The sequence below is a fragment of the Endozoicomonas sp. 4G genome (assembly GCF_023822025.1).
GTDB lineage: Bacteria > Pseudomonadota > Gammaproteobacteria > Pseudomonadales > Endozoicomonadaceae > Endozoicomonas_A.
Genome location: NZ_CP082909.1, coordinates 2,681,630 through 2,705,219, shown reverse-complemented (window position 1 = coordinate 2,705,219; position 23,590 = coordinate 2,681,630). Strand labels below are relative to the sequence as shown.

The 23,590-nt window shown below is 50.3% G+C and carries 3 protein-coding genes; all 3 read right to left on the bottom strand.

Features of this window, described 5'->3' with window-relative positions; translation table 11 throughout:
* Nucleotides 1-410 precede the first annotated feature (410 nt).
* The 3 genes from K7B67_RS10680 to K7B67_RS10670 all read right to left on the bottom strand — a co-directional run bounded on the left by K7B67_RS10680 (nt 411) and on the right by K7B67_RS10670 (nt 23,512).
* Nucleotides 411-7,898: an AAA family ATPase gene (locus tag K7B67_RS10680; RefSeq protein ID WP_252180316.1), complete on the bottom strand. Its 7,488-nt coding sequence runs from the start codon at nt 7,896-7,898 to the stop codon at nt 411-413.
* Nucleotides 7,899-8,022: 124 nt separating this feature from the next.
* Nucleotides 8,023-15,717 (bottom strand): AAA family ATPase, encoded by a 7,695-nt coding sequence (locus K7B67_RS10675; RefSeq protein WP_252180315.1) that lies wholly within the window; start codon nt 15,715-15,717, stop codon nt 8,023-8,025.
* A gap of 130 nt (nt 15,718-15,847) precedes the next feature.
* Nucleotides 15,848-23,512 (bottom strand): AAA family ATPase, encoded by a 7,665-nt coding sequence (locus tag K7B67_RS10670; RefSeq protein WP_252180314.1) that lies wholly within the window; start codon nt 23,510-23,512, stop codon nt 15,848-15,850.
* Nucleotides 23,513-23,590 lie beyond the last annotated feature (78 nt).

Genomic DNA, 23,590 nt, shown 5'->3' with positions numbered 1-23,590 from the left:
AATGCTATGACCTTCAGAAAGGAAGAAAGTTCTGTGGCTAGGAGCCTGACCGAGAATGGCGCCCGTAGCGAGGACGGCAGAAAATTGAGGATAAAAATTCGGTTTTGTGAGGAGAATAGCTAGCTATTTGACGAACAAAAGCGGATTTTTAGACCAATTTGCTGTCGCCGCAGTAGGGCAGCTATTCTCGGTCAGGCTCCTAGTGCACGGTTTCAATGTGATTGACGGGTTCCCTATATAAGTTAAGTGGCACCCAAACTCCGTTCACCCTGAGCGGAGTCGAAGGGTGGTTGGCACGATCTTCATTGTTGGTTCGGAGTCCGCATCCTTCGACTGTGCATCCTGAGCGGAGTCGAAGGGCGCTCAGGATGAACGTAGATTGTTCACATCAAAATAATTGTACTGACGCACTAAAAATCCAACGACTCATAAATCGAATCCAGATTCATGCTGCTGACAAACTCTTTGACAATAGTTGTCATCTCATCGGACCTGAGCACCAGAGCGTTACTGGCTTTGAGTGCCCCTCGTAAGCAGGCATCATCAACATATTCCTCACAATACCCTTTGCCCATTTCAGACATCATGGCATACAGCTCTTCTGGGGAGGATGGGTCATGGGCACCATACTGACATCCAATCCTGATGTGGATACCGCACCAACAATAGGTTAAGCCACCGCCTTTCAAGTGTGTCACTTCATACAGGTAATGGCTGAAGGCCTGTCGAATCGCTTGTCGACATTTCTCTCTTAAATCATTCAAACGGTTTTTCTCCCCAATCTGCTGCAACTCCGGGCTGTTCTCAATTTTTCGTTGAACCAGGGCTTCGACCTTTTCGTTAATCACTCTGCATTTCCAGTCAGGTTCCCACAGGATAATGACCGGACGGTGGTTCGCCTCGCCGGAGTTTAACTGTTGAAACGCCGGCTGGCGCCCCAGCATTCGTTCTATGTTCGGAATGCCCTCGGGTTTGTCCGTCCAGTCGATCCGTACAGATGTGCTTTTAATCTTATCTTGAAGGGATAACGAAAAACCGTCACAACGATGAGTGATGTAGAAAGGATGATTTTTTTGGAAGCTTTTATAAGCCAACCGCCATAGTTGACTATTTGTCTCCCTGGAAAACCATGTCTCGTAGCACTTTTTCAGGCAATGTGTGGTTTCAACCCTCAGTTCATCGACATTTTTCAGACGCAGCAATAGCTCAATATGTCTTCCGAAACTTATAGTGCTGAACTTATAGGTCAGAGGTGGATTCAGCCAACCCGATTTCAGAGCTTCACGGACAAATTCAATAACCGAAGGTTGGTTCAAGTTAATGTCTTCCAGTGTATAAAACATTGAGGTGAACCACAGTTTAGGGTTTGCTCCGGTCTGATCCATCATTTTTGAATAGAGCAACTTGAGTTGTTCAGTGACTTGATCTTTATCACTGCTGGACAAAATATGTTTGACTGCCTCCGACATCAACGTGTGACGGGCAAGTTTATCGTTGTAACGCTTACGTTTATCGTCGTGAGTCAAACCACCAATCAATTGCTGCTCATCATCTCCCAAAAATTTTTTCTCCAATAGCAACGAGACACCCACGGAAAAACTGGCTAAATCTTTTTCCTGCCAAAGCCTCTTTACTATTTCAACAGTAGGCAGATAGGTTGTTGGCAATGCACCGTTTGTTGCAAGGGCTTCGTTCAGTGCCTCAAGAGTCACGCCATAGACTTTAGCCAGAGCCACCTGTTGCGGTAAATCAGCACCTTTCAGGAGATCCCTGATCTTTTTTGACTCAGCACCAGAACCACTGACCTGTCTGGTGGGCTGGAATTCAGGCAGGATTTTTTTTAGTTTGACGGGCGCCCCGCCCAAATCCTGAGACTCCCAGGTTTGGCCGCCATCCAATGAGTACTCTGCAAAGGCGTGATTACGTGTAGAAATTTGCCGACAGGGAATCCCGAAATAACGACACAAAACCACAAAAACAGGCGCACGATGACGACAGCTCCCTTGCCGCTGTTTGACGAGGAATTCAAAGAAAGGTTGATTGCGCTGTGGCATGGCATCACCGGAAAACCCCAGACAGTAGTCCCTGATCGCCCCTATGCGTTGCTTCGTGTTTTCAGCGTTTTTTATTTTCCGCAAAGGTTCCTGTATTTCGAAGGGTTGATGGTCAATGTTATCAAACATGTCGTTCAGTAGTGTTTTCACATGTTCTGAGCAGCGGGTGTCAAACCATGTTGATGGTTCTGGCCGGGCTCGTGTTTCTTTGCCCCGCTTTATGGGTTCTACGACGTAGGCAAGCTTGATATTTTCGGTTGTAGTCTCATGGAGCTGCAGTGAGTGAAGCCCGGTACAGCAGTCCCTGAACAGGGAATGTTCAACATCGGGTGTTACGCGAAAAGCTGTAATATGGTCGTCTTTCGTCAGGCTCGGTAACGGATATCGACCATTATCCACCCTCCATTTCGGTTGCCATTCGAAGGTCGCCAGCGTTTGATCTCTGGCTAATGTCACTAGCTGATGATGGTCTGGTAACTGGGCCGGTATGAGGACTTCGGTTCCCTGTACGGACAGATGACTAATATTGATCTCTTTGATGTCGCCCTGAGCTGTCACATAAATATCCTCTGCCGACCACCGATAATTCTCTGAACAACGGTTAGTCAATTTAAAAAGGATATGTTCTTCTTGTCGTATAGCCTGCCCCTGATAGTTCGTTGACCGGTCAATTGCCGGAATCTGTTTTGCGCGGTCTTGTGGATTGTATTGTTCAGGAGCCTTATCACGAACAGCAGTTAACGCTTTATCCATAGGCTTTTTATCCATAGGCTTTTTATCCATAGGCTTTTTATCCATGGGCTTTGGCTCGTAGTGTTCAGGAGCCTTATCACTGCCAGCAGTCAACGCTTCATTAATAAAATCATCAACCAGGTGCTCCGGCAGCTCACTGAGCTGATGCCAAAACGCAGTCCACCATCGAGCGCCATTGGCGTGCCATGCGCTTATCTGCCGATCAGCTTCATGAAGGTAAGGCCGGTTAGCCGATAATTGCATCGTTTGTTGCTGTTCTTCCGTCATGGGAAAGACGCTATTAGCGTCCACACCGGTCTTGCCAAACCTGTGAGCAAACCAGCGTTGCTGCCAGTATCGGTACAATCCCCCGGTGAGAATACCGTCCGACTCATCCGGTTTCAGGGAAAGACCGGACGACTGCCACTGGGCCTGGGCCACCCTTTTGATGATTTCTGTTTTAGCTTCCTCTGGATTCAGTTGGGCCTCAACACAAATTTCATGGTGTTTTTCATCGGTACTGTTGCGATGACTGCGTCGTATCAACCACGGACGATCCATGCCCGATGTTTCGTTGAACCAACGGCACAGTCCAGAATGAAACGCTCCCTTGCCTATAGCAAGAGCCGATGACCCGGACAGTTGCTCCAGCGATGTTTTAGCAGCCATCAGATAGAGCCGATAGTGCTTATTGAGGCATTGATGAAGGCCTTCTTTGCTGAAATCACGCCCTCTGGCAACAACCCTGGCGACATTTTGTAAATCACAACTGGTCGGCAGTAAAGGCAGCGTTTGCTTTTCTAGCTCACCTCTCAATTCACAATGTATTTGGGTCAGCTGTTCAGCCGCGGATTTCCCCTCCGGGCTTTCTGGTAACACTTTCTCAGCAATGGCCTGCAATTCTGTCGGTTTGTACTGCCGGATCGGCAAATGTCGAAAACGTCCTTTCAGTGCCGGTGATAAGGGTTTTCGTCCGCTGTACTGGGGTGGGTTGATGGTGGCAAACAGATGAAAACCCGGATGGGCGTCACCGGCCAGAATATCGTTTAACTCACCTTCCAGATGCTGGCTGTCGATCAGGTTCATTTCTGAAATCACCACGATGCCGCCTTTATCTTTTGCCTTCTGGATGGTTTTACACACTTCGTCCCAGGAACAATCACAGGCATTCAGGAAGTAGACCTCCGGCATGGATTCTTGCCGGTCCCAGGCCTGCTTTCTGATACTGTCGATCATCAGGTTCAGGGTGACATCCTTACCGCGCCCGGCTGGGCCTTCAATCAGTGTCGCCTGTCTTCCGCCGTGTTTTTTGAAGTGATGGTGAGCCTGCTGAGCGCGGCTTAAATCTTGTCCAATCTGTTGTACCAGTTCACAGACGGCGGATCCGGAGGTATCAAAATCAGGTCGGAATTTGTCGGCGACTGCTCTGAAGGTTTCCTGAATACCAGGCAAGGTATGGCTATGCACTTTGTCTCTCAGGGTGTTGTCTGTCTGGTAATGGGCTGCAAACCAGATATCCAGTGCGGACAGGGCATCCTGATGCGTCTCGCCGATTTCAGGCCCCAGTACATCCCGAAAGCTTTGTTGGATCAAACTGTGTATTTGCTTGCAGTCAACCGTGTCACCGGGGGATAACGAACGATCCAGATACCAGCCTACCCAACTACAGATATCCGTCAGATCTCTGGGAGTGAACTCATGTTCAGGCAACAGTTCCTGATAAAATTGCCAGAGTGCCATCACACTCTTGGTGGCACTGCGTGCAATGTCGTTTATTTCAGAGTCCGTTAGACTCCGTTGTTGTAACTGATTGACCAGAGCCGGTTCCACCACCCTGTCCCTGAGGAAAGCCTGATCTAACCGTGGGTAGTAAGCCCTGGGCAGTTTCTCTTTCAGGGCAGGGTCCAGCTGGCGTCCGGCGTAATCATCCGGGTTACCGGTAAGAATGACCCGGTGTTTTTTGCTGACCGGGACAGGATGACCATCCACATAGATGCAGGGGTTCGGTTCCCATAAACCATTCAATGATGCCAGCAACCCGGTTTGGGTCAGGTTGGCTTCATCCAGCACCAGCGTGAGGTATTCGTCGTCTTTGTCGGATCGGGCTTTGGCCCAATCCATTAGCATTCGTTCTTGCTGCTCCATTGTGCGATCGCCATCGGCTTGTTCCTTCCACTGCCAGCGTTTCATCAAAGTCTGTTCGCTGTCAGAAGGGCCAAGGGACAGCACCGCAGCCGGTCCTGAAGTGTTTGCCATTTTAGCGGAAAAGTAACTTTTCCCAGTGCCGGTTTCTCCCTGGAGGAAGATAACGGGAGAGTCCGTTAGCCGGTCATGGAGTCGGGATAATCGACGGCTTTCACGATCCTCCTGATTGATATTACTGTGATAAAGATCCCCGGCCAGTGTTGACCAGGGCTTATCACCAGCGCACTGCAATACCAGTGATTCAGAGAGTCGATGTTTTATACGTTCAATGCCTTCTGTTTCAGGCTTTGTTGTTTTGGCTATTTGAAAACAATCGGAGGCCAGCGTGTGAAGGGTATCGGATCGGGTCTGCCCCGGTGGCAAAGTTAATTGCCAGCCAGAAGCCAGTGCATCCTGCAAACGTTTAATCTGTCTTGTTGGCCTGATGGCTAAGGATTGGTAGGGCTCGGCTGCCTTCAGATCCACTTGCAACTGGTACGCTATGGCCTGTCGTTGATTTTCAGGCCCATGGGCCACGATTATGGCACAGAGCCTGTCCAGAATTTCGTCTTCATCTGGCAATGGCAGTGGTTTTTCATAGGACAGTTGTAATGATCCATTAAATACTGTCGGGTCAAAGGCTCTGGCCAGTGACCACAGGTTCTGCTTCACAAAGGCTCTGTCCAGCTGGGGAGCCCCGTTAATGATGGCCGTTAATTGATCCGGGTCAACTGAAGTAGCTTGATCTGGCTCTTTATGGGCATCTGGCAATAACTCCCAACAAGCCACTTTCATAAAATCCCGTACCGTCGGATGCTGCCGGGTGCCATGGGTAATGGTGCTATTGATGGCCTTGCGCCAGTGGCGGGGGAGAAGCTGAAGCGACTGGTCTTCCTGCTGTGCCCGCCGGGCAGCCAGTATCAGCTGATTTAACAAGGCGTCGGTCATTTTGGGTAAAGGATGACAAAGGTTGTCAGGTACGGTTTCAAAGGCTTCGTAAAGCTTATCAAGTGCTTGCTCTGGCAGTTCAGCACGGGGAATATCATATCTGTCAGCATTGATAGCCCAGAGATCGAGGTCGGGGCACGGCGTACCCGTGGCGACCATCGAATTGAACAGGGTAGATGGACTTTTCACAGACTCAGGCCAGAGTACGGTCACACGAGCCTGTGGGTAGGCCTGCAAATGACCATTCACTGACAGCGGTTGCCCGACAGCCAGGGGTTCCAGAAGTTGCTGAAGGGTTGGGTTGGTTTCCAGCCCCCGGAGGATCACCGGCTCACCCGTAGTTAATGCCTCCTGCAACTTACTCGGATGTCGTCCAAAATGGGCTTTTTGTTCCGAGGTGATATGGATATCATCAAATAGCTGGCTGAAGCTGGTCTGGTCATTAACCTGAATCACCAGAGGTGCTTGTGGATGTTGATTTACCCAACGACTGGCCTGAGCATGATGCCGATAAGTGACCGTATTAAAAGCGCCGTGACCCCTGACTTTATCCTGCAGGCTGGACAGAACGTGCCCATCATTTTTTGCTAATCCCAGGGCTTTGGGCTGCTGTCTGGTATGAGCCACCTGAAGCCGGGGCGCCAGGCCGGTGGTCTCGCGAATGGTTTGCAGTGAACCCAAGAAACGAAACCAGAGTGCCTCAGTAAGAGGAGAGGTGACGGTAACGGTACCCCCCGCCTGAACCTGTTCCAACAGACGGGTGTTAGGGACAGCATAGCCTTCCGGGGTAATGGCAATGGTGTTCAGCCATTGGCTGATATTACTCTGGTTAATGATGATCGGGTTTCCGGCTGCATTACTGGAAAGTCCTTCCTCATTGGAATCAGACAGGCTTTGGAACAAAGAATGAAGTTCATCCTTCCCAACCGACATCTGATAAAACTGAACATCGTCGGGTAACTGGCAGACCTTGCCATTGCTCTCAAAGCACCGTTGCGCCAGCATCTGTCGAATCGTCTGTTCAAAGGCCAGATCCTGCCAGTCGGCTCCTTTCAAAATCACCCGTTGTCCGGCCCTTAATGTCTCAAGTCTGCCGGGCAGGTGTTGGATTCGCCCCTGTTGATCGACACCGGGGCCGCCTAACAACAACTGTCGCCAGTTGCTGTGCAAGTGGCAGTCAATAACAAGGGTAGTGTCGTCGTCCATAGACCTTTCGGCAGGGGGGAGTTCAGTCAGTAACGGTGGAACCTTGTCAATAGCCATCGATGGGGTATTGCCATCCTGAGCTTCAAACTGCCAGGTATTGTCCGGCCGATTGATTCGGCGCCAGAAGTCAGCACCGGGAGCATTGTCACGCTGGCCAACCGATGTCAGCTGTTCGGGGGCTGCCAAAACCAACAGCGAAACATGCTCGCCCAGGGTGCGTTTCTTCTGGCTGACTTTGTCGTATAAACAGGGATTATCGGGGTCCAGCAGGTCGTTGAATTTGGGCAACTCCTCGCTGGTGAGTTTTCGGATATCCATCACCAGGGTTAATGGCTGTGAGCCTTCAAACAACTTGCCAGCACTCAGCGTATGGCGACCCTCTTCGGAAATGCTCAACCGGCTCACCAGGTTGGGCTGTGAGAGGTCATCGGGGTGGGAAATAACAGCGACATCCTGATGTTCCCGGGCTACTAAAAGCTGTCGAACCTCATCATCACTGGCGACAAAACGGAAATCGAAGGCATGAGATGTCTTTGGGTGCGAGGAGTCCGTTAAGGATACGGTTCTCACTTTTTTACCAGAGGGCGCCAGTGAAGAGGGCGCCAGTGAAGAGGGCGATATCTTCAGGCTGGACATGACTTGGGCGCAGGCTGCTACCTTATTTGCCGTTTCATTTGGTACACCCGGCTTTGTTCTTTTGGGTGGCACAGCACTATCAGGCGTGCCACGCTCACCCATGCGTTTGTTTGTGTTCCCACTAATCTGACCATCCATAGCCAATCTCTCTCCCGTTATCTGAAGAACTGCATTGAAATTGTTTAATGCTATGACCTTCAGAAAGGAGGAAAGTTCTGTGGCTAGTACGTCACCTCAATGAGTTACCACTCGTTCCCATACATCAAACACCCAACGACTCATAAATCGAATCCAGATTCATGCTGCAGACAAACTCTTTGGCAATAGTGGTCATCTCATCGGTTCTGAGCACCAGAGCGTTACTGGCTTTAAGTGCCCCTCGTAAGTAGGCATCATCAATAAATTGCTCAAAAGAAAAGCCGCTAATTTGAGACATCATGGCATAGAGCTCCTCTGGTGAGGATGGGTCATGGGCGCCATAGTTGCCTTTATCCTTGACGCAGGGATTACCCCAACAACAGGTTAAGCCACCGCCTTTCAAGTGTGTGACTTCATACAGGTAATGGCTGAAGGCCTGTTGAATCGTTTGCTGACATTTCGATTTTAAATCAGGCACACGTTTGTTCTCCTCATGCGGCACCCTGAGGGACTTTAGAATAGGTCTGTAGCTTCTTTCGATATCATTCCTTTGTCTCTCGTATTCTTCTCTTCTTTCGGGGTGATTCGATATGAGTTTATCCAATCGTTCCAGAGCATTACGTAATTGTTTGTACGCTGCGTCATATCGCTTGGTTTTTTCCAATATCTGCTGCAACTCCGGGCTGTTCTCAATTTTTCGTTGAATCAGGGCTTCGACCTTTTCTTGAATCACTCGGCATCCCCAGGCAGGATCCCCCAGCATAATGACTGGACGGTGATTAGCATTGCCAGAGTTTAACTGTGGAAACGCCGACTGATGCCCCAGCATTCGCTCTATATTCGGAATGCCCTCAGGTTTGTCCGTCCAGTCGATCCGTATAGATGGGCTGTCAATTTTATTTTGAAGGGATAACGAAAAACCATCATGACGATGAGTGACGAAGAAAGGATGATATTTTTGGAAGCTTTGATAAGTCAACCGCCATATTTGACTATTTGCCCCCCTGGAAAACAATATCTCGTACGACTTTCTCAGGCAATGTGTGGCTTCAACCCTGAGTTCATCGACATCTTTCAGACGCACCAATAGCTGATGATGTTTTTTGACATCTACAATGTCGGTGTTATAGGTCGGAGGTGGATTCAGCCAACCCAATTTCAGAGCGTTACGGGCAAATTCAATAACCGAAGGTTGGGTCAGGTCACTGCCTATCAGTATACGAATCATTGAACTCAACCACTGTTGAGGGCTTGCACCGGCCTGATCAGTCATTTTTGAGTGGAGCAACTTGAGTTGTTCAGTGACCTGATCTTTATCACTGCTGAACAAAATGTGTTTGACCGCCTCCGACATCGGGTAACAGGCACATGGATCATCGTAACTCGCAGCAGCAATCAATTGCATCTCTTCATCGCTCAATGACTCTGTCTGCAATAGCATTGAGACACCCATGGAAAAACTGGCTAAATCTTTTTCCTGCCAAAGCTTCTTTACTATTTCAGCAGTAGTCAGATGGGTTGCTGGCAATGCACCGTTTGTTGCAAGCGTTTTTTTCAGTTCCTCAGGATTCATGCCATAGACTTTAGCCATAGCCTCCAGTTGTGCGGAATCAGCACCTTCCAGGAAAGCCCTGGTCTTTCTTGACTCAGCACCAGAACCACGGACCTTTATGGTGTGCTGGAATTCAGACAGGATTTTTGTTTCTTTAGCAGGCGACCCGCCCAAATCCACGGACTCCCAGCTTTGGCCACCATCTAATGAACACTCTGCAAAGGTGTGAGTACGGTTAGAAATTTTCCGACAGGGAATCCCGAAATAACGACATAAAACCACAAAAACAGGCACACGATGACGACAGCTCCCTTGCCGCTGTTTGACGAGGAATTCAAAGAAAGGTTTATTGGGATCCGGCATGGCATTACCGGAAAACCCTTGACAGTAGTCCTTGATCGCCTCAATGCATTGCCTCGTGTTTTCGGCGTCGTTTATTTTCCGCAAAGGCTCCTGTATTTCGGAGGGTTGATCGTCAATGTTCTCAAACATTTCGTTCAGTAGTGTTTTCACAGCTTCTGAACAGCGGGCGTCAAACCGTGTTGATGGTTCTGGCCGGGCTGGTATTTTTTTGCCCGGTTTTGGTTCTACGATGTAGGAAAGCTTGATATTTCTGGTTGTGGCCTCATGCAGCTGCAGTGAGTGAAGCCCGGTATAGCGGTCCCTGAGCAGGGAAACCCGAGCCTTGGGTTTTACGTCCAGAGCCATAATATGGTCGTCTTTCGTCAGGCTCGGTAACGGATATCGACCATTATCCAATCGCCATTTCGGTTGCCAGTCAAAGGTCGCCAGCGTTTGATCTTCGGCTAATGTCACTACCCGACCATGTTCTGGTAACCGCGCCGGTATGAGGACTTCGGTTCCCTGCATGGACTTATGACTGATATCGATCTCTTTGATATCGCCCTCAGGGGTCACATAAACATCCTTTGCCCACCAGCGATAAATCCCGGAAAAATGGCCAGGCCACTTAAAAAGGATATGATCGTCAATTCGTGGTATAGCCTGCCTCTGATAGCCCGTTGACCGGTCTAATGCCGGAGCCTGTTTTTCGTAGTCTTGTGGATTGTATGGAGCCTTATCATCGCTGGTAGCGGATGTTTCGTGAATGACATCATCAATCAGGTGCTCCGGCAGCTCACTGAGCTGACGCCAAAACGCAGTCCACAATTGCGCCCCGTTGGCGTGCCATGCGCTGATCTGCCGATCAGCCTCATGAAGGTAAGGCCGGTTAGCCGGTAATTGCATCGTTTGTTGCTGTTCTTCCGTCATGGGAAAGACGCTATTAGCGTCCACACCGGTCTTGCCAAACCTATGGGCAAACCAGCGTTGCTGCCAGTATCGGTACAGTCCCCCGGTGAGAATATCGTCCGACTCAGCCGGTTTCAGGGAAAGACCGGATAACTGCCACTGGGCCTGGGCCACTCTCTTGATGATTTCCGCTTTGGCTTCCTCTTTATTCGGACGAGCCTTAATACTAATTTCATGGTTTTTTTCATCAATACTGTCGAGCTGACTGCATCGTATTAACCACGGACGATCCATGCCCGATGTTTCGTTGAACCAACGACACAGTTCAGGCTCAAAGGCTTCTCTACCCACGGCGAGCGCTGAAGGCTCGGGCAGCTTTTCCAGCGATGTTTTGGCGGCCATCAGGTAAAGCCGATAGTGTTTATTCAGGCATTGATGAAGGCCTTCTTTGCTAAAATCACGCCCTCTGACAACCGCCCTGGCGACATTTTGTAAATCAAGGCTGGTCGGCAGTAACGACAGGTCTTGCTTTTCTAGCTCATCCCTCAATCGACAATGCAGCCAGGTCAGCTGTTCAGCCACGTTTTTCCCCTCCGGGCTCTCTGGTAATACTTTCTCAGCAATGGCCTGCAATTCTGTCGGGTTATACCGCCGGATCGGTAAATGTCGAAAACGCCCTTTCAGTGCCGGTGATAAGGGTTTTCGGCCGCTGTAGCGGGGTGGGTTGATGGTGGCAAACAAGTGAAAACCCGGATGGGCGTCACCGGCCAGAATATCGTTTAACTCACCTTCCAGGTGCTGGCTGTCGATCAGGTTCATTTCTGAAATCACCACGATGCCGCCTTTGAGTTTTGCCTTCTGGATTGTTTTACACACTTCGTCCCAGGAACAATCACAGGCATTCAGGAAGTAGACCTCTGGCATGGATTCTTGTCGTTCCTTAGCCTGCTGTTTGACACTTTTGATCATCAGGTTCAGCGTGGCATCTTTACCCCGGCCAGCTGGGCCTTCGATCAGTGTCGCCTGTCTTCCGCCGTGTTTTTTATTGTGATGATAAGCCTGCTGAGTGCGGCTTAAATCCTGTCCAATCTGTTGCACCAGTTCACAGACGGCTGAGCCGGAGGTATCAAAGTCAGGTTGAATTTCTCCGGTGACGGCTCTGAAGGCCTTCTGAATATCAGGCAAGGTATGGTTATGCACTGTGTCTCTCAGGGTGTTGTCAGTCTGGTAATGGACAGCAAACCAGATATCCAGTGCGCACAGGGCATCCTGATACGTCTCGCTGATTTCAGGTCCCAGTACATCCCGAAAACTTTGCTGGATCAAACCATACATTTGTCTGCCGGTTACGGTATCACCTGTAGATAACGAACGATCCAGATACCAGCCTACCCAACTGCAGATATCTGTTAAATCCCTCGGGGTAAACTCATGTTCGGGCAACAGTTCCTGATAAAATTGCCACAGTGCCATCACACTCCCGGTGGCACTGCGTGCAATGTCGTTTATTTGAGACTCACTTAGTTGAGGCTCACTTAGTTGAGGCTCACTTAGTTGAGGCTCACTTAGTTGAGGCTCACTTAGTTGAGACTCCGTCAGATAGTGTTGTTGTAACTGATTAACCAGAGCCGGTTCCACCACCTTGTCCCTGAGAAATGCCTGGTCCAATCGTGGATAGTAAGTCCTGGGGAGTTTCTCTTTCAGGGCCAGGTCCAGCTGGCGTCCGGCGTAATCATCCGGGTTACCGGTAAGAATGACCCGATGTTTTTTGCTGACCTGGACAGGATGACCATCCACATAGATGCAGGGTTTCGGTTCCCATAAACCATTCAGTGATGCCAGCAACCCGGTTTGGGCCAGGTTGGCTTCATCCAGCACCAGAGTGAGGTATTCGCCGTCTTGGTCGTGCGACGTGTTGGCCCACGCCATTAGCATTCGTTCTTGCTGCTCCATTGTGCGATCGCCATCGGCTTGTTCCTTCCACTGCCAGCGTTTCATCAAAGTCTGTTCGCTGTCAGAAGGGCCAAGGGAGAGCACCGCAGCCGGTCCTGAAGTGTTTGCCATTTTGGCGGAAAAGTAACTTTTCCCAGTGCCGGTTTCTCCCTGCAGGAAGATAACGGGAGAGTCTGTAAGCCGGTCATGGAGTCGGGATAATCGACGGCTTTCACGATCCTGCTGATTGATCTTACCGTGATAAAGATCCCCGGCCAGTATTGACCAGGGCTTATCACCAGCTAAAGGCTTATCACCAGCTAAAGGCTTATCACCAGCTAAAGGCTTATCACCAGCTAAAGGCTTATCATCAGAGCCCTGCAAAACCAGTGATTCAGAGAGCCGATGTTTTATACGTTCAATGCCTTCTGTTTCAGGCTTTGTTGTTTTGGCTATTTGAAAACAATCGGAGGCCAGCGTGTGAAGGGTATCGGATCGGGTCTGCCCCGGTGGCAAAGTTAATTGCCAGTCAGAAGCCAGTGCATCCTGCAAACGTTTAATCTGTCTTGTTGGCCTGATGGCTAAGGATTGGTAGGGCTCGGCTGCCTTCAGATCCACTTGCAACTGGTAAGCTATGGCCTGTCGTTGATTTTCAGGCCCATGGGCCACGATTATGGCACAGAGTCTGTCCAGAATTTCGTCTTCATCTGGCAATGGCAGTGGTTTTTCATAGGACAGTTGTAATGATCCATTAAATACTGTCGGGTCAAAGGCTCTGGCCAATGACCACAGGTTCTGCTTGATAAATACTCTGTCCAACCGGGGAGCCCCGTTAATGATGGCCGTTAATTGATCCGGGTCTACCGAGGCGGCTTGATCGTGAGCATCTGGCTCTTTATCAGCATCTGGCAGTAACTCCCAACAAGCCACTTTCATAAAATCCCGCACCGTCGGATGCTGCCGGGTGCCATGGGTAATGGTGCTATTGATGGCCTTGCGCCAGTGGCGGGGGAGAAGCTGAAGCGACTGGTCTTCCTGCTGTGCCCGCCGGGCAGCCAGTATCAGCTGGTTTAACAAGGCATCGGTCATTTTGGGTAAAGGATGACAAAGGTTGTCAGGTACGGTTTCAAAGGCTTCGTAAAGCTTATCAAGCGCTTGCTCTGGCAGTTCAGCGCGGGGAATGTCGTATCTGGCAGCATTGATAGCCCAGAGATCGAGGTCGGGACACGGCGTACCCGTGGCGACCATCGAATTGAACAGGGTAGATGGACTTTTCACTGACTCCGGCCAGAGTACGGTCACATGAGCCTGTGGGTAGGCCTGCAAATGACCATTCACTGACAGCGGTTGCCCGACAGCCAGAGGTTCCAGAAGCTGCTGAAGGGTTGGATTGGTTTCCAGCCCCCGGAGGATCACCGGTTCACCCGTAGTTAATGCTTCCTGCAACTTACTCTGTTGTCGTCCAAAATGGGCCTTTTTTTCCGAGGTGATATGGATATCATCAAATAGCTGGCTGAAGCTGGTCTGGTCATTAACCTGAATCACCAGAGGTGATTGTGGATGTTGATTTACCCAACTATTTACCCAATGACTGGCCTGAGCATGATGCCGATAAGTGACCGTATTAAAAGCGCCGTGACCCCTGACTTTATCCTGCAGGCTGGACAGAACGTGCCCATCATTTTTTGCTAATCCCAGGGCTTTGGGCTGCTGTCTGGTATGAGCCACCTGAAGCCGGGGCGCCAGGCCGGTGGTCTCGCGAATGGTTTGCAGTGAACCCAAGAAACGAAACCAGAGTGCCTCAGTAAGAGGAGAGGTGACGGTAACGGTACCCCCCGCCTGAACCTGTTCCAACAGACGGGTGTTAGGGACAGCATAGCCTTCCGGGGTAATGGCAATGGTGTTCAGCCATTGGCTGATATTACTCTGGTTAATGATGATCGGGTTTCCGGCTGCATTACTGGAAAGTCCTTCCTCATTGGAATCAGACAGGCTTTGGAACAAAGAATGAAGTTCATCCTTCCCAACCGACATCTGATAAAACTGAACATCGTCGGGTAACTGGCAGACCTTGCCATTGCTCTCAAAGCACCGTTGCGCCAGCATCTGTCGAATCGTCTGTTCAAAGGCCAGATCCTGCCAGTCGGCTCCTTTCAAAATCACCCGTTGTCCGGCCCTTAATGTCTCAAGTCTGCCGGGCAGGTGTTGGATTCGCCCCTGTTGATCGACACCGGGGCCGCCTAACAACAACTGTCGCCAGTTGCTGTGCAAATGGCAGTCAATAACAAGGGTAGTGTCGTCGTCCATAGCACTCTCATCCATAACACTTTCGGCAGCGGGGAGTTGGGCCAGTAACGGTGGAACCTTGTCAATAGCCATCGATGGGGTATTGCCAGCCTGAGTTTCAAAGTGCCAGGTATTGTCCGGCCGATTGATTCGGCGCCAGAAATCAGCACCGGGAGCATTGTCACGCTTGCCAACCGATGCCAACTGTTCAGGGGCTGCCAAAACCAACAGCGAAACATGCGCGCCCAGGGGGCGTTTCTTCTGGCTGACTTTGTCGTATAAACAGGGGTTGTCGGGATCCAGCAGATCGTTGAATTTCGGCAACTCCTCGCCGGTGAGCTTTCGGATATCCATCACCAGGGTCAATGGCTGTGAGCCTTCAAACAGCTTGCCAGCACTCAGCGTATGGCGACCATTGTCGGCAATACTCAACCGGCTCACCAGGTTGGCCTGCGAGAGATCATCGGGGTAGGAAATAACAGCGACGTCCTGATGTTTATCGCAGCTCAGGTCAACCAAAAGCTGTCGAACCTCATCATCACTGGCGACAAAACGGAAATCGAAGGGGTAGGGGGCTTTTTGGGGCAGGGAATCGGTTGCGGATACGGTTCTCGCTTTATCAGGGGGCGTCACTGAAGAGGGCGATATCTTCAATCTGGACATGACTTGATCGCAGGCTTCTATCTTCTTTGCCTTTCCATTAGGTTCATCCAGCTTTGCTTTTTTGGGTGGCACAGCACTATCAGGGGTGCGCTCAAACCTGCGTTTGTTTGTGTTCCCACTAATCTGACCATCCATAGCCAAACTCTCTCCCGTTATCTGAAGCACTGCATTGAAATTGTTTAATGCTATGACCCTCAGAACGGAAGAAAGTTCTGTGGCTATTTACCACTCGTTCCCACGCTGGAGCATGGGAACCAGAATTACCTTAGACATCCAATGACTCACAGAGCGAATTTAAATTCACTCTCCTCAAAAACTCATCGGCAATGGTTGTCATCTCATCGGATTTCAGCACCAGGGCATTATTGGCATTGTGTGCCTGTCGCAAGTAGGTATCCCGGACAGATAAGTGAAACGCTAAATCGCTTTGGTATTCAGACATCATGGCAAGCAGCTCTTCTGGTGAAGCTGGATCATGAGCACCGTAGCTATTTTCATCCAAGGTCAATATTCCGGGAGTTTTGACCCAACAATAGGTTAAGCGACCGCCTTTTGAGCGCGTCACTCCATACAGGTAATGACTGAAGGCCTGCAACAGCGCTGCCTCGCTTTGCTTCCTTAAATCCCCCAAAAGGCGTTTCTTGTCCCTTGTAACCGAATTGGGCTTTAATTTGCATTTTTCTGATAATTGCTTCAGGTATGGGGTGCTCTCAACTTTTTGTTGGAACAGGGCTTCGGCCTTTTCATCCATCACTGTTACGCTCCAGAGCGGTCCACTCAAGATAATAACCGGACGCTGGTTGGCCTTACCCGAGCTTAAGTGCGCAAACGCGGGACGGCGCGTCAGCATTCGTTCTACGTTCGGAATACCCTCGGGTACGTCTGTCCAGGTTTTCTCTATAGCTGTGCAGGTTAGTTTCTCTTCAAGGTTCAACGAAAACCCATCATAAGAATCAGTGACGAAAAAGGGACTGTTTTCCTCTTGGTAGTATTCATAAGCCAACCGCCATAAGTGGCTATTTTGTTCCCTGGATAATAACTGCTTATACCACTTTTTCAGGCAGTGACCGGCCTTAACCTTCAGTTCATCGATGCCTTCCAGGCGCAGCAGCAGCTCATGATGTTCTTGGGGGCTAACAAGACTGCCGTAGTCCGGTATTGGATCCAGCCAACCCAGGTTCATGACTTCACTGGCAAACTCAACGACCGGAGGTCTGGTCAGGTCACAAATTTTCAGGGTATTGATTATTGAACGCAACCAATGGCGAGGGCTTCTTAGTCCGGCCTGATTAATGATTTTTGCATGGAGTAATTTGAGTTGTTCAATGGCCTGGTCTTTACCACCGTTGGACAATTGTTGTCTGATGGTTTCTGCCATCGGATCACGTTTGGTGCGAGACAAAAAACCGATCATTTTTGTGTCTCCAGCATCCAATACTTCTGTTTCCACTAACATTGAGACACCCGTGGAAAATCCGATTGAATCTTTTTTGTGCCAGAGTTTTTGTATCATTGTGCTAATGCTTGGATGGGTTTCTGGCAATGCCCTGTTTGTCTCAAGGGTTCTGTTCAGTTTCTCAAGGCTCATACCATTAGCCTCAGCCAGAGCTTGCTGTTGTGCTGAATCAGCCCTTTTCATGAAATCCTTAACCTTCTTTGATGCAGTATCGGGATCACTGCCTATCCTGATGGGCTGAAACGTGGATGAGATTTCTGTTTTTTTGACAGGCGCCCCACCCAAATCCACTGACTGCCAGGTTTGGCCGCCATTCACGGAACACTCAGGAAAGCTGTGGGAAAAACTCTGAATTTGCCGAGACGGGATCCCAAAGTAACGACAAAAAGCAATAAAAACAGGTACACGATGACGACAACGACCCTGCCGCTGTGTTACGAGGAATTTAAAGAAATTTTCACCGTCCTTTGGTTGAGCCTGACCGGAAAACTGTCGGCAATAGTTCGTGATCGCCTCAATTCGCTGCTTCGTGTCTTTAGCGTTCACTATTGCCTGCAAAAGGGCCTGTACTTCGGCTGGGTGTTTAATAGTCTCAAACACTTCTTCTAGTACGTTTTTTATACCTTCTGAACAGTGGCTGTCGAAAAGTGCTGGTGGGGCTACTTTGGCAGGTGTTGCTTTGGGTTCTACGACATAAGCAATTCTAAAAAGCTGCTCGCCTTTGGCCTCAGGAACAAACAGTGTGTGAAGCCCGGTATATCGATCCCTGACCAGCGTATATTGCAAATCCCGCTCTATACACAAGCCCTCAGTCGACAAGGCCTCAATACACAAGGCCTCAATACGGTCGTCAGGCTTCAGGCTGGGCAATGCAAATTGCCCATTCTCAGATGATTCTGTTAAGGTTGCCAGCGTTTGATTGCGGGCTAATGTTACTGTCTGGTCGTGTCCTGGTAACCGCTCAGGTGTGACGATTTCGGCGCCCAAAATGTGCTCATCATTAATAACCTTCTCCAGGATATCCCCCTTGGCAGTCACATCAAAATCTTTTGCCAACCGGCGATACATGCGAGTAGGATGACTGCTCTTAAAGACTTTATAATCTTCATGTTCTGGCCGTTCCACACCTTCATAATTGGTTTCCCGATCCAATACCTCAGCCTCTTGCTGGTGGACTTTCGGATGGCAGGGTTCAGCAGCGTTATCACCGTCAACGCCGTCAACACCGTCAATAGCTATCGCTTCGCTGGTATCATCGCCCGCCCAAAGGCAATGGTTCAGCAGATCTTTCAGCTGTTGCCAGAATGCTGGCGAGCATTGAACGGTACAGTGATTCCATCCTACTATCCGCTGATCAGCCTCCCTGAGATAAGGCTGGCAGGCCGGCATTTTCAGGGTTTGTTCCTCTGCTTGCGTCAGGGGGAATACGGAATTGGCATTCACATTCGTCTGGCCAAACCTGCCAGCAAACCAGCACTGCTGCCAATACCGGTACAGTGCCCGGGTGAGCGAATCGTCCGACGGGTCGGGCTTCAGAGGAAGACCGAAGGCCAGCCATCTTGCCTGGGCCACTCTCTTGATGATTTCCGCTTTGGACTTCTCCTTATCTGGACGATCCTTAATATGAATTTCATGGTTTTTTTCATCAATTCTGTCGAGCTGACTGCACCGTACCAACCATGGACGATCAATGTCTGATACCGTTTGGTTGAACCAACGGCACAGATCAGGCTCAAACGCTCCTCTAACTGTGGCAGGAGTCGATGAGCCGGGTAGTTTCTCCAGCGATGTTTTGGCAGCCATCAGATAAAGCCGATAGTGCTGATTGAAACATTGATGAAGGCTTTTTTGGCTAAGGCTTTTTTGGCTAAGGCTTTTTTGGCTAAGGCTTTTTTGGCCTCTCATGACGGCCCTGACCACATCTTGTAAATCACCACTGGTGGGCCGCAGTGGCAGATTTTTCTTTTCCAGCAGATCCCTCAATTGACAATGCAGTTGGGTCAGCTGTTGAGCCACGGCTTTCCCATTCGGGTTCTCTGGCAGCACTTTCTCAGCAATGGCCTGCAACTCTGTCGGGCTGTACTGGCGGATCGGCAAATGTCGAAAACGTCCTTTCAGTGCTGGTGATAAGGGTTTTCGGCCACTGTACCGGGGTGGGTTGATGGTGGCAAACAGGTGAAAACCCGGATGGGCGTCGCCGGCCAGAATATCGTTTAACTCACCTTCCAGATGCTGGCTGTCGATCAGGTTCAGTTCTGAAATCACCACGATGCCGCCTTTAACTTTTGCCTCCTGGATCGTTTTACACACTTCGTCCCAGGAGCAATCACAGGCATTCAGGAAATAGACTTTCGGCATGGATTCTTGCCGCCCCGTAGCCTGCTCTCTGACACTGTCAATCATCAGGTTCAGCGTGACATCTTTACCCCGGCCAGCGGGGCCTTCAATCAGTGTCGCCTGTCTTCCGCCGTGTTTTGTATCGTGATGATAAGCCTGCTGGGCACGGCTTAAATCCTGCCCAATCCCTTGCACCAGCTCACAGACGGCTGAGCCGGAGGTATCAAACTCAGGTCGGTATTTTTCGCTGACTGCTGTGAAGGCCTGCTGCATATCGTGCAGGGTTTGGTTATGAACTTTGTCGTTCAGGGTGTGGTCTGGCTGGTAATGTTCAGCAAACCAGATGTCCAGGGCCGACAGGGCATCCTGACGAGTCTCGCTGATTTCAAAACCCAGTACATCCCGAAAACTTTGCTGGATCAATCCGCGCAATTGAAAGCAGCCAACACGGTCACTTGCGGATAACGAACGATCCAGATACCAACCCACCCAACTGCATATATCCGTAAGATCCCTGGGGGTAAACTCACGCTCTGGCAACAGTTCCTGATAAAATTGCCACAGTGCCATCACACTTCCGGTGGCACTGCGTGCAACGTCAACTATTTCATGCTTTCTTAGTTGAGAGACCGTCAGATTCCGTTGTTGCAACTGATTGACCAGCGCCGGTTCCACCACCCTGTCCCTGAGGAATGCCTCGTCTAACCGTGGGTAGTAAGCCTTGGGTAGTTTTTCTTTCAGGGCCGGGTCCATTCGGCGTCCGGTGTAATGATCCGGGTTACCGGTAAGAATCACCCGGTGTTTTTCGCTGACCAGGACAGGATAGCCGTTCACATAGATGCAGGGTTCCGGTTCCCATAAACCATTCAGGGACGCCAGTAAGCCGGTTTGGGCCAGGTTGGCTTCATCCAGCACCAGTGTGACGTATTCTCCATCTTTGTCCTGTGAAGTGTTGGCCCATTTCATCAGCATCCGGTTTTGCTGCATCATAGAGCGGTCGCCATCGGCGTGCTGCCGCCACTGCCAGCGTTTCATCAGGGTTTGTTCACTGTCAGAAGGGCCAAGGGACAGCACCGCAGCCGGTCCTGAAGTGTTTGCCATTTTGGCGGAAAAGTAACTTTTCCCGGTGCCGGTTTCTCCCTGCAGGAAGATAACGGGAGAGTCTGCAAGCCGGTCATGGAGTCGGGATAATCGACGGTTTTCACGATCCTGCTGATTGGTCTCGCCGTGATAAAGATCTTCGGTCAGTGCTGACCAGGGCTTATCACCAGCTAAAGGCTTATCACCAGCTAAAGGCTTATCACCAGCTAAAGGCTTATCACCAGCTAAAGGCTTATCACCAGCTAAAGGCTTATCACCAGAGCCCTGCAATACCAATGATTCAGACAGTCGATGTTTTATACGTTTAATGCCGTCTGTTGGAAAAGTTGCTGTTCTGGCCATTTGAAAACAATCGGCGGCCAGCGCGTGAATAGCATCGGATCGGGTCTGCCCTGGTAGCAAAGTTAATTTCCAGCCAGAAGCCAGTGCATCCTGTAAACGTTTAATCTGTCTTGATGGCCTGATGGTTATGGATTGGTAGGGTTCTGCGGTCTTCAGATCGACTTCCAACTGATACGCTATGGCCTGTCGTTTTTTTTTAGGCCAATAAGCCACGATCATAGCGCAGAGTTCGTCCAGAATTTTTTTTTCGTTACACTCGGGAAAGGGCTTTTCGTACGACAGTTGTAATGCTTTATTAAAGGTTGTCGAGTCAAAGGCTCTGGCCAGTGGCCACAGGTTTTGCTTTACAAACGCTCTATCCAACCGGGGAGCCCCGCTAATGATGGCCTTTAATTGATCCGGGTCAACCGAAGCGGCTTGAACCGGCTTTTTACGAGCATCCGGCTTTTTACGAGCATCCGGCTTTTTACGAGCATCCGGCTTTTTACGAGCATCCGGCTTTTTATAGGCATCTGGCAATAACTGCCAACAGGCCACTTTCATAAAATCCCGCACCGTTGGATGCTGACGGGTGCCATGGGTAATGGTGCTATTGATGGCCTTGCGCCAGTGGCGGGGTAAAAGCTGTAGAGATTGGTCCTCCTGCTGTGCCCGCCGGGCAGCCAGTATCAGGTGATTCAACAAGGCTTCGGTCATTTTCGGCAAGGGATCGCACAGGTTGCCAGGTACGGTTTCAAAGGCTTTATAAAGTTGATTAAGCGCCTGTTCTGGCAGTTCAGCCCGGGAGAGTTGATGCTTATCTGCATTGATCTCCCAGAAATCCATTTCAGGACAGGGCTCACCCGTGGCAACCAATGAATTGAACAGGGTCGATGTGCCTTTCACAGACTCAGGCCAGAGTATTGTGACATGGGCCTGCGGGTAGGCCTGCAAATGGCCATTCACCGACAGAGGTTGCCCGACCGCCAGAGGTTCCAGCAGCTGCTGAAGGATTGGATTGGTTTCCAGCCCCCGGAATACGACTGACCTGCCAGCAGTCAATGCCTTCTGCAACCGAGTCTGACGTCGTCCAAAATGAGCCTTTTGTTCCGAGGTGATATGGATATCATCGAATAGCTGGCTGAAAAGAGTCTGGTCATTAATCTGAATGACCAGAGGTGCTTGTGGATAGTGGTTTACCCAACTATTTGTCCAACTGTTTATCCAGCGACTGGCCTGAGTCGGTTGCTGATAAGTGACGGTATTAAAAGTCACTTGACCCTTGGCTTTTTCACATAGGTTGGACAACGGGTGCCCATCGTTTTCTGCCAGTCCCAGAACCTCTGGCTGCTGTCTGGTGTGAGCCACCTGAAGTCGGGGCTTCAGGCCGGTCGTCTCGCTAATAGTGTGCAATGAACCCAGTAAATGAAACCAGAGCGCCTCAGAGAGAGGAGAGGTTACGGTGACGACCCCCCCCGCCCGAACTTGTTCCAACAGAATGGTGTTAGGGACTGCATGGCCTTGCGGGGCAATGGCAATTGGGTTCAGCCATTGGCTGATATTACTCTGGTTGATGATGATCGGGTGTTGTGATGCCTGCTTTTTAGACAGACTTTGGAACAGTGAGCGAAGCTCGTCATTTCCTACCGGCATCCGATAAAACTGAACATCGTCGGGTAACTGGCAGACCTTGCCATTGCTCTCAAAGCTCTTGTGCGCCAGCATCTGTCGAAGCGTCTGTTCAAAGGTCAGGTCTTGCCAGTTGGCTCCTTTTAAAATCACCCGTTGTCCGGCTCTTAATGTCTCAAGCCTGCCGGGGAGGTGCTGGATTCGCCCCTGTTGATCGACACCGGGACCACCCAACAACAACTGTCGCCAGTTGCTGTGCAAGTGGCAGTCAATAACAACAGTCGCATCGTCGTCCAAAGCACTTTCGGCAGAGGGGAGTTCAGTCAGTAATGGTGGAACCCCATCAATATCCATCGACGGGGCATTGTCGGTCTGTGCTGCAAAATGCCAGGTATTGCCCGGTCGATTAATCCGCCGCCAGAAATCAGCACCGGGGGCGTCGTCAGACTGACCAACCGATGCCAACTGTTCAGGGTCTGCCAAAACCAACAGCGAAACATGCTCGCCCAGAGGGCGTTTCTTTTGCCTTACTTTGTCGTATAAACAGGGGTTATCGGGATCCAGCAGATCGTTGAATTTTGGCAGCTCCTCGCCGCTGAGCTTGCGGATATCCATCACCAGGGTCAATGGCTGTGAGCTTTCAAACAGCTTGCCTGAACTCAGCGTATGGCGGCCATCGTCGGCAATACTCAACCGGCTCACCAGGTTAGCCTGTGAGAGATCATCGGGGTGGGAAATAACGGCGACATCCTGATGTTCATCGCAGGTCTGGTCAACCAAAAGCTGTCGAACCTCATCATCATTGGCAACAAAACGGAAATCGAAAGCATGAGCTGACTTTTGGCAGGAGGTGTCCGTTGAGGCTATGGTTCTCGCTTTGTCAGGGGTTCTCGCCTTGTCAGGGGTTCTCGGTTTATCAGGGGACGCTACCGAAGATGGCGGTATCTTCGGCACTGCTTGAGAGCAGGATTCTACCTTTTTTGACTTCCCTGACGATAAATCCAGTTTTGCTCGCTTGGCTGGCTCACCACCAGTGTCACGCCCAACCATGCGTTTGTTTATGTCACCACCAATCTGACCATCCATAGCCAATCTCTCTCCTGTTATCTGAAGGACTGCATTGAAATTGTTTAATGCTATGACCTTCAGTCAGGATGGAAGTTC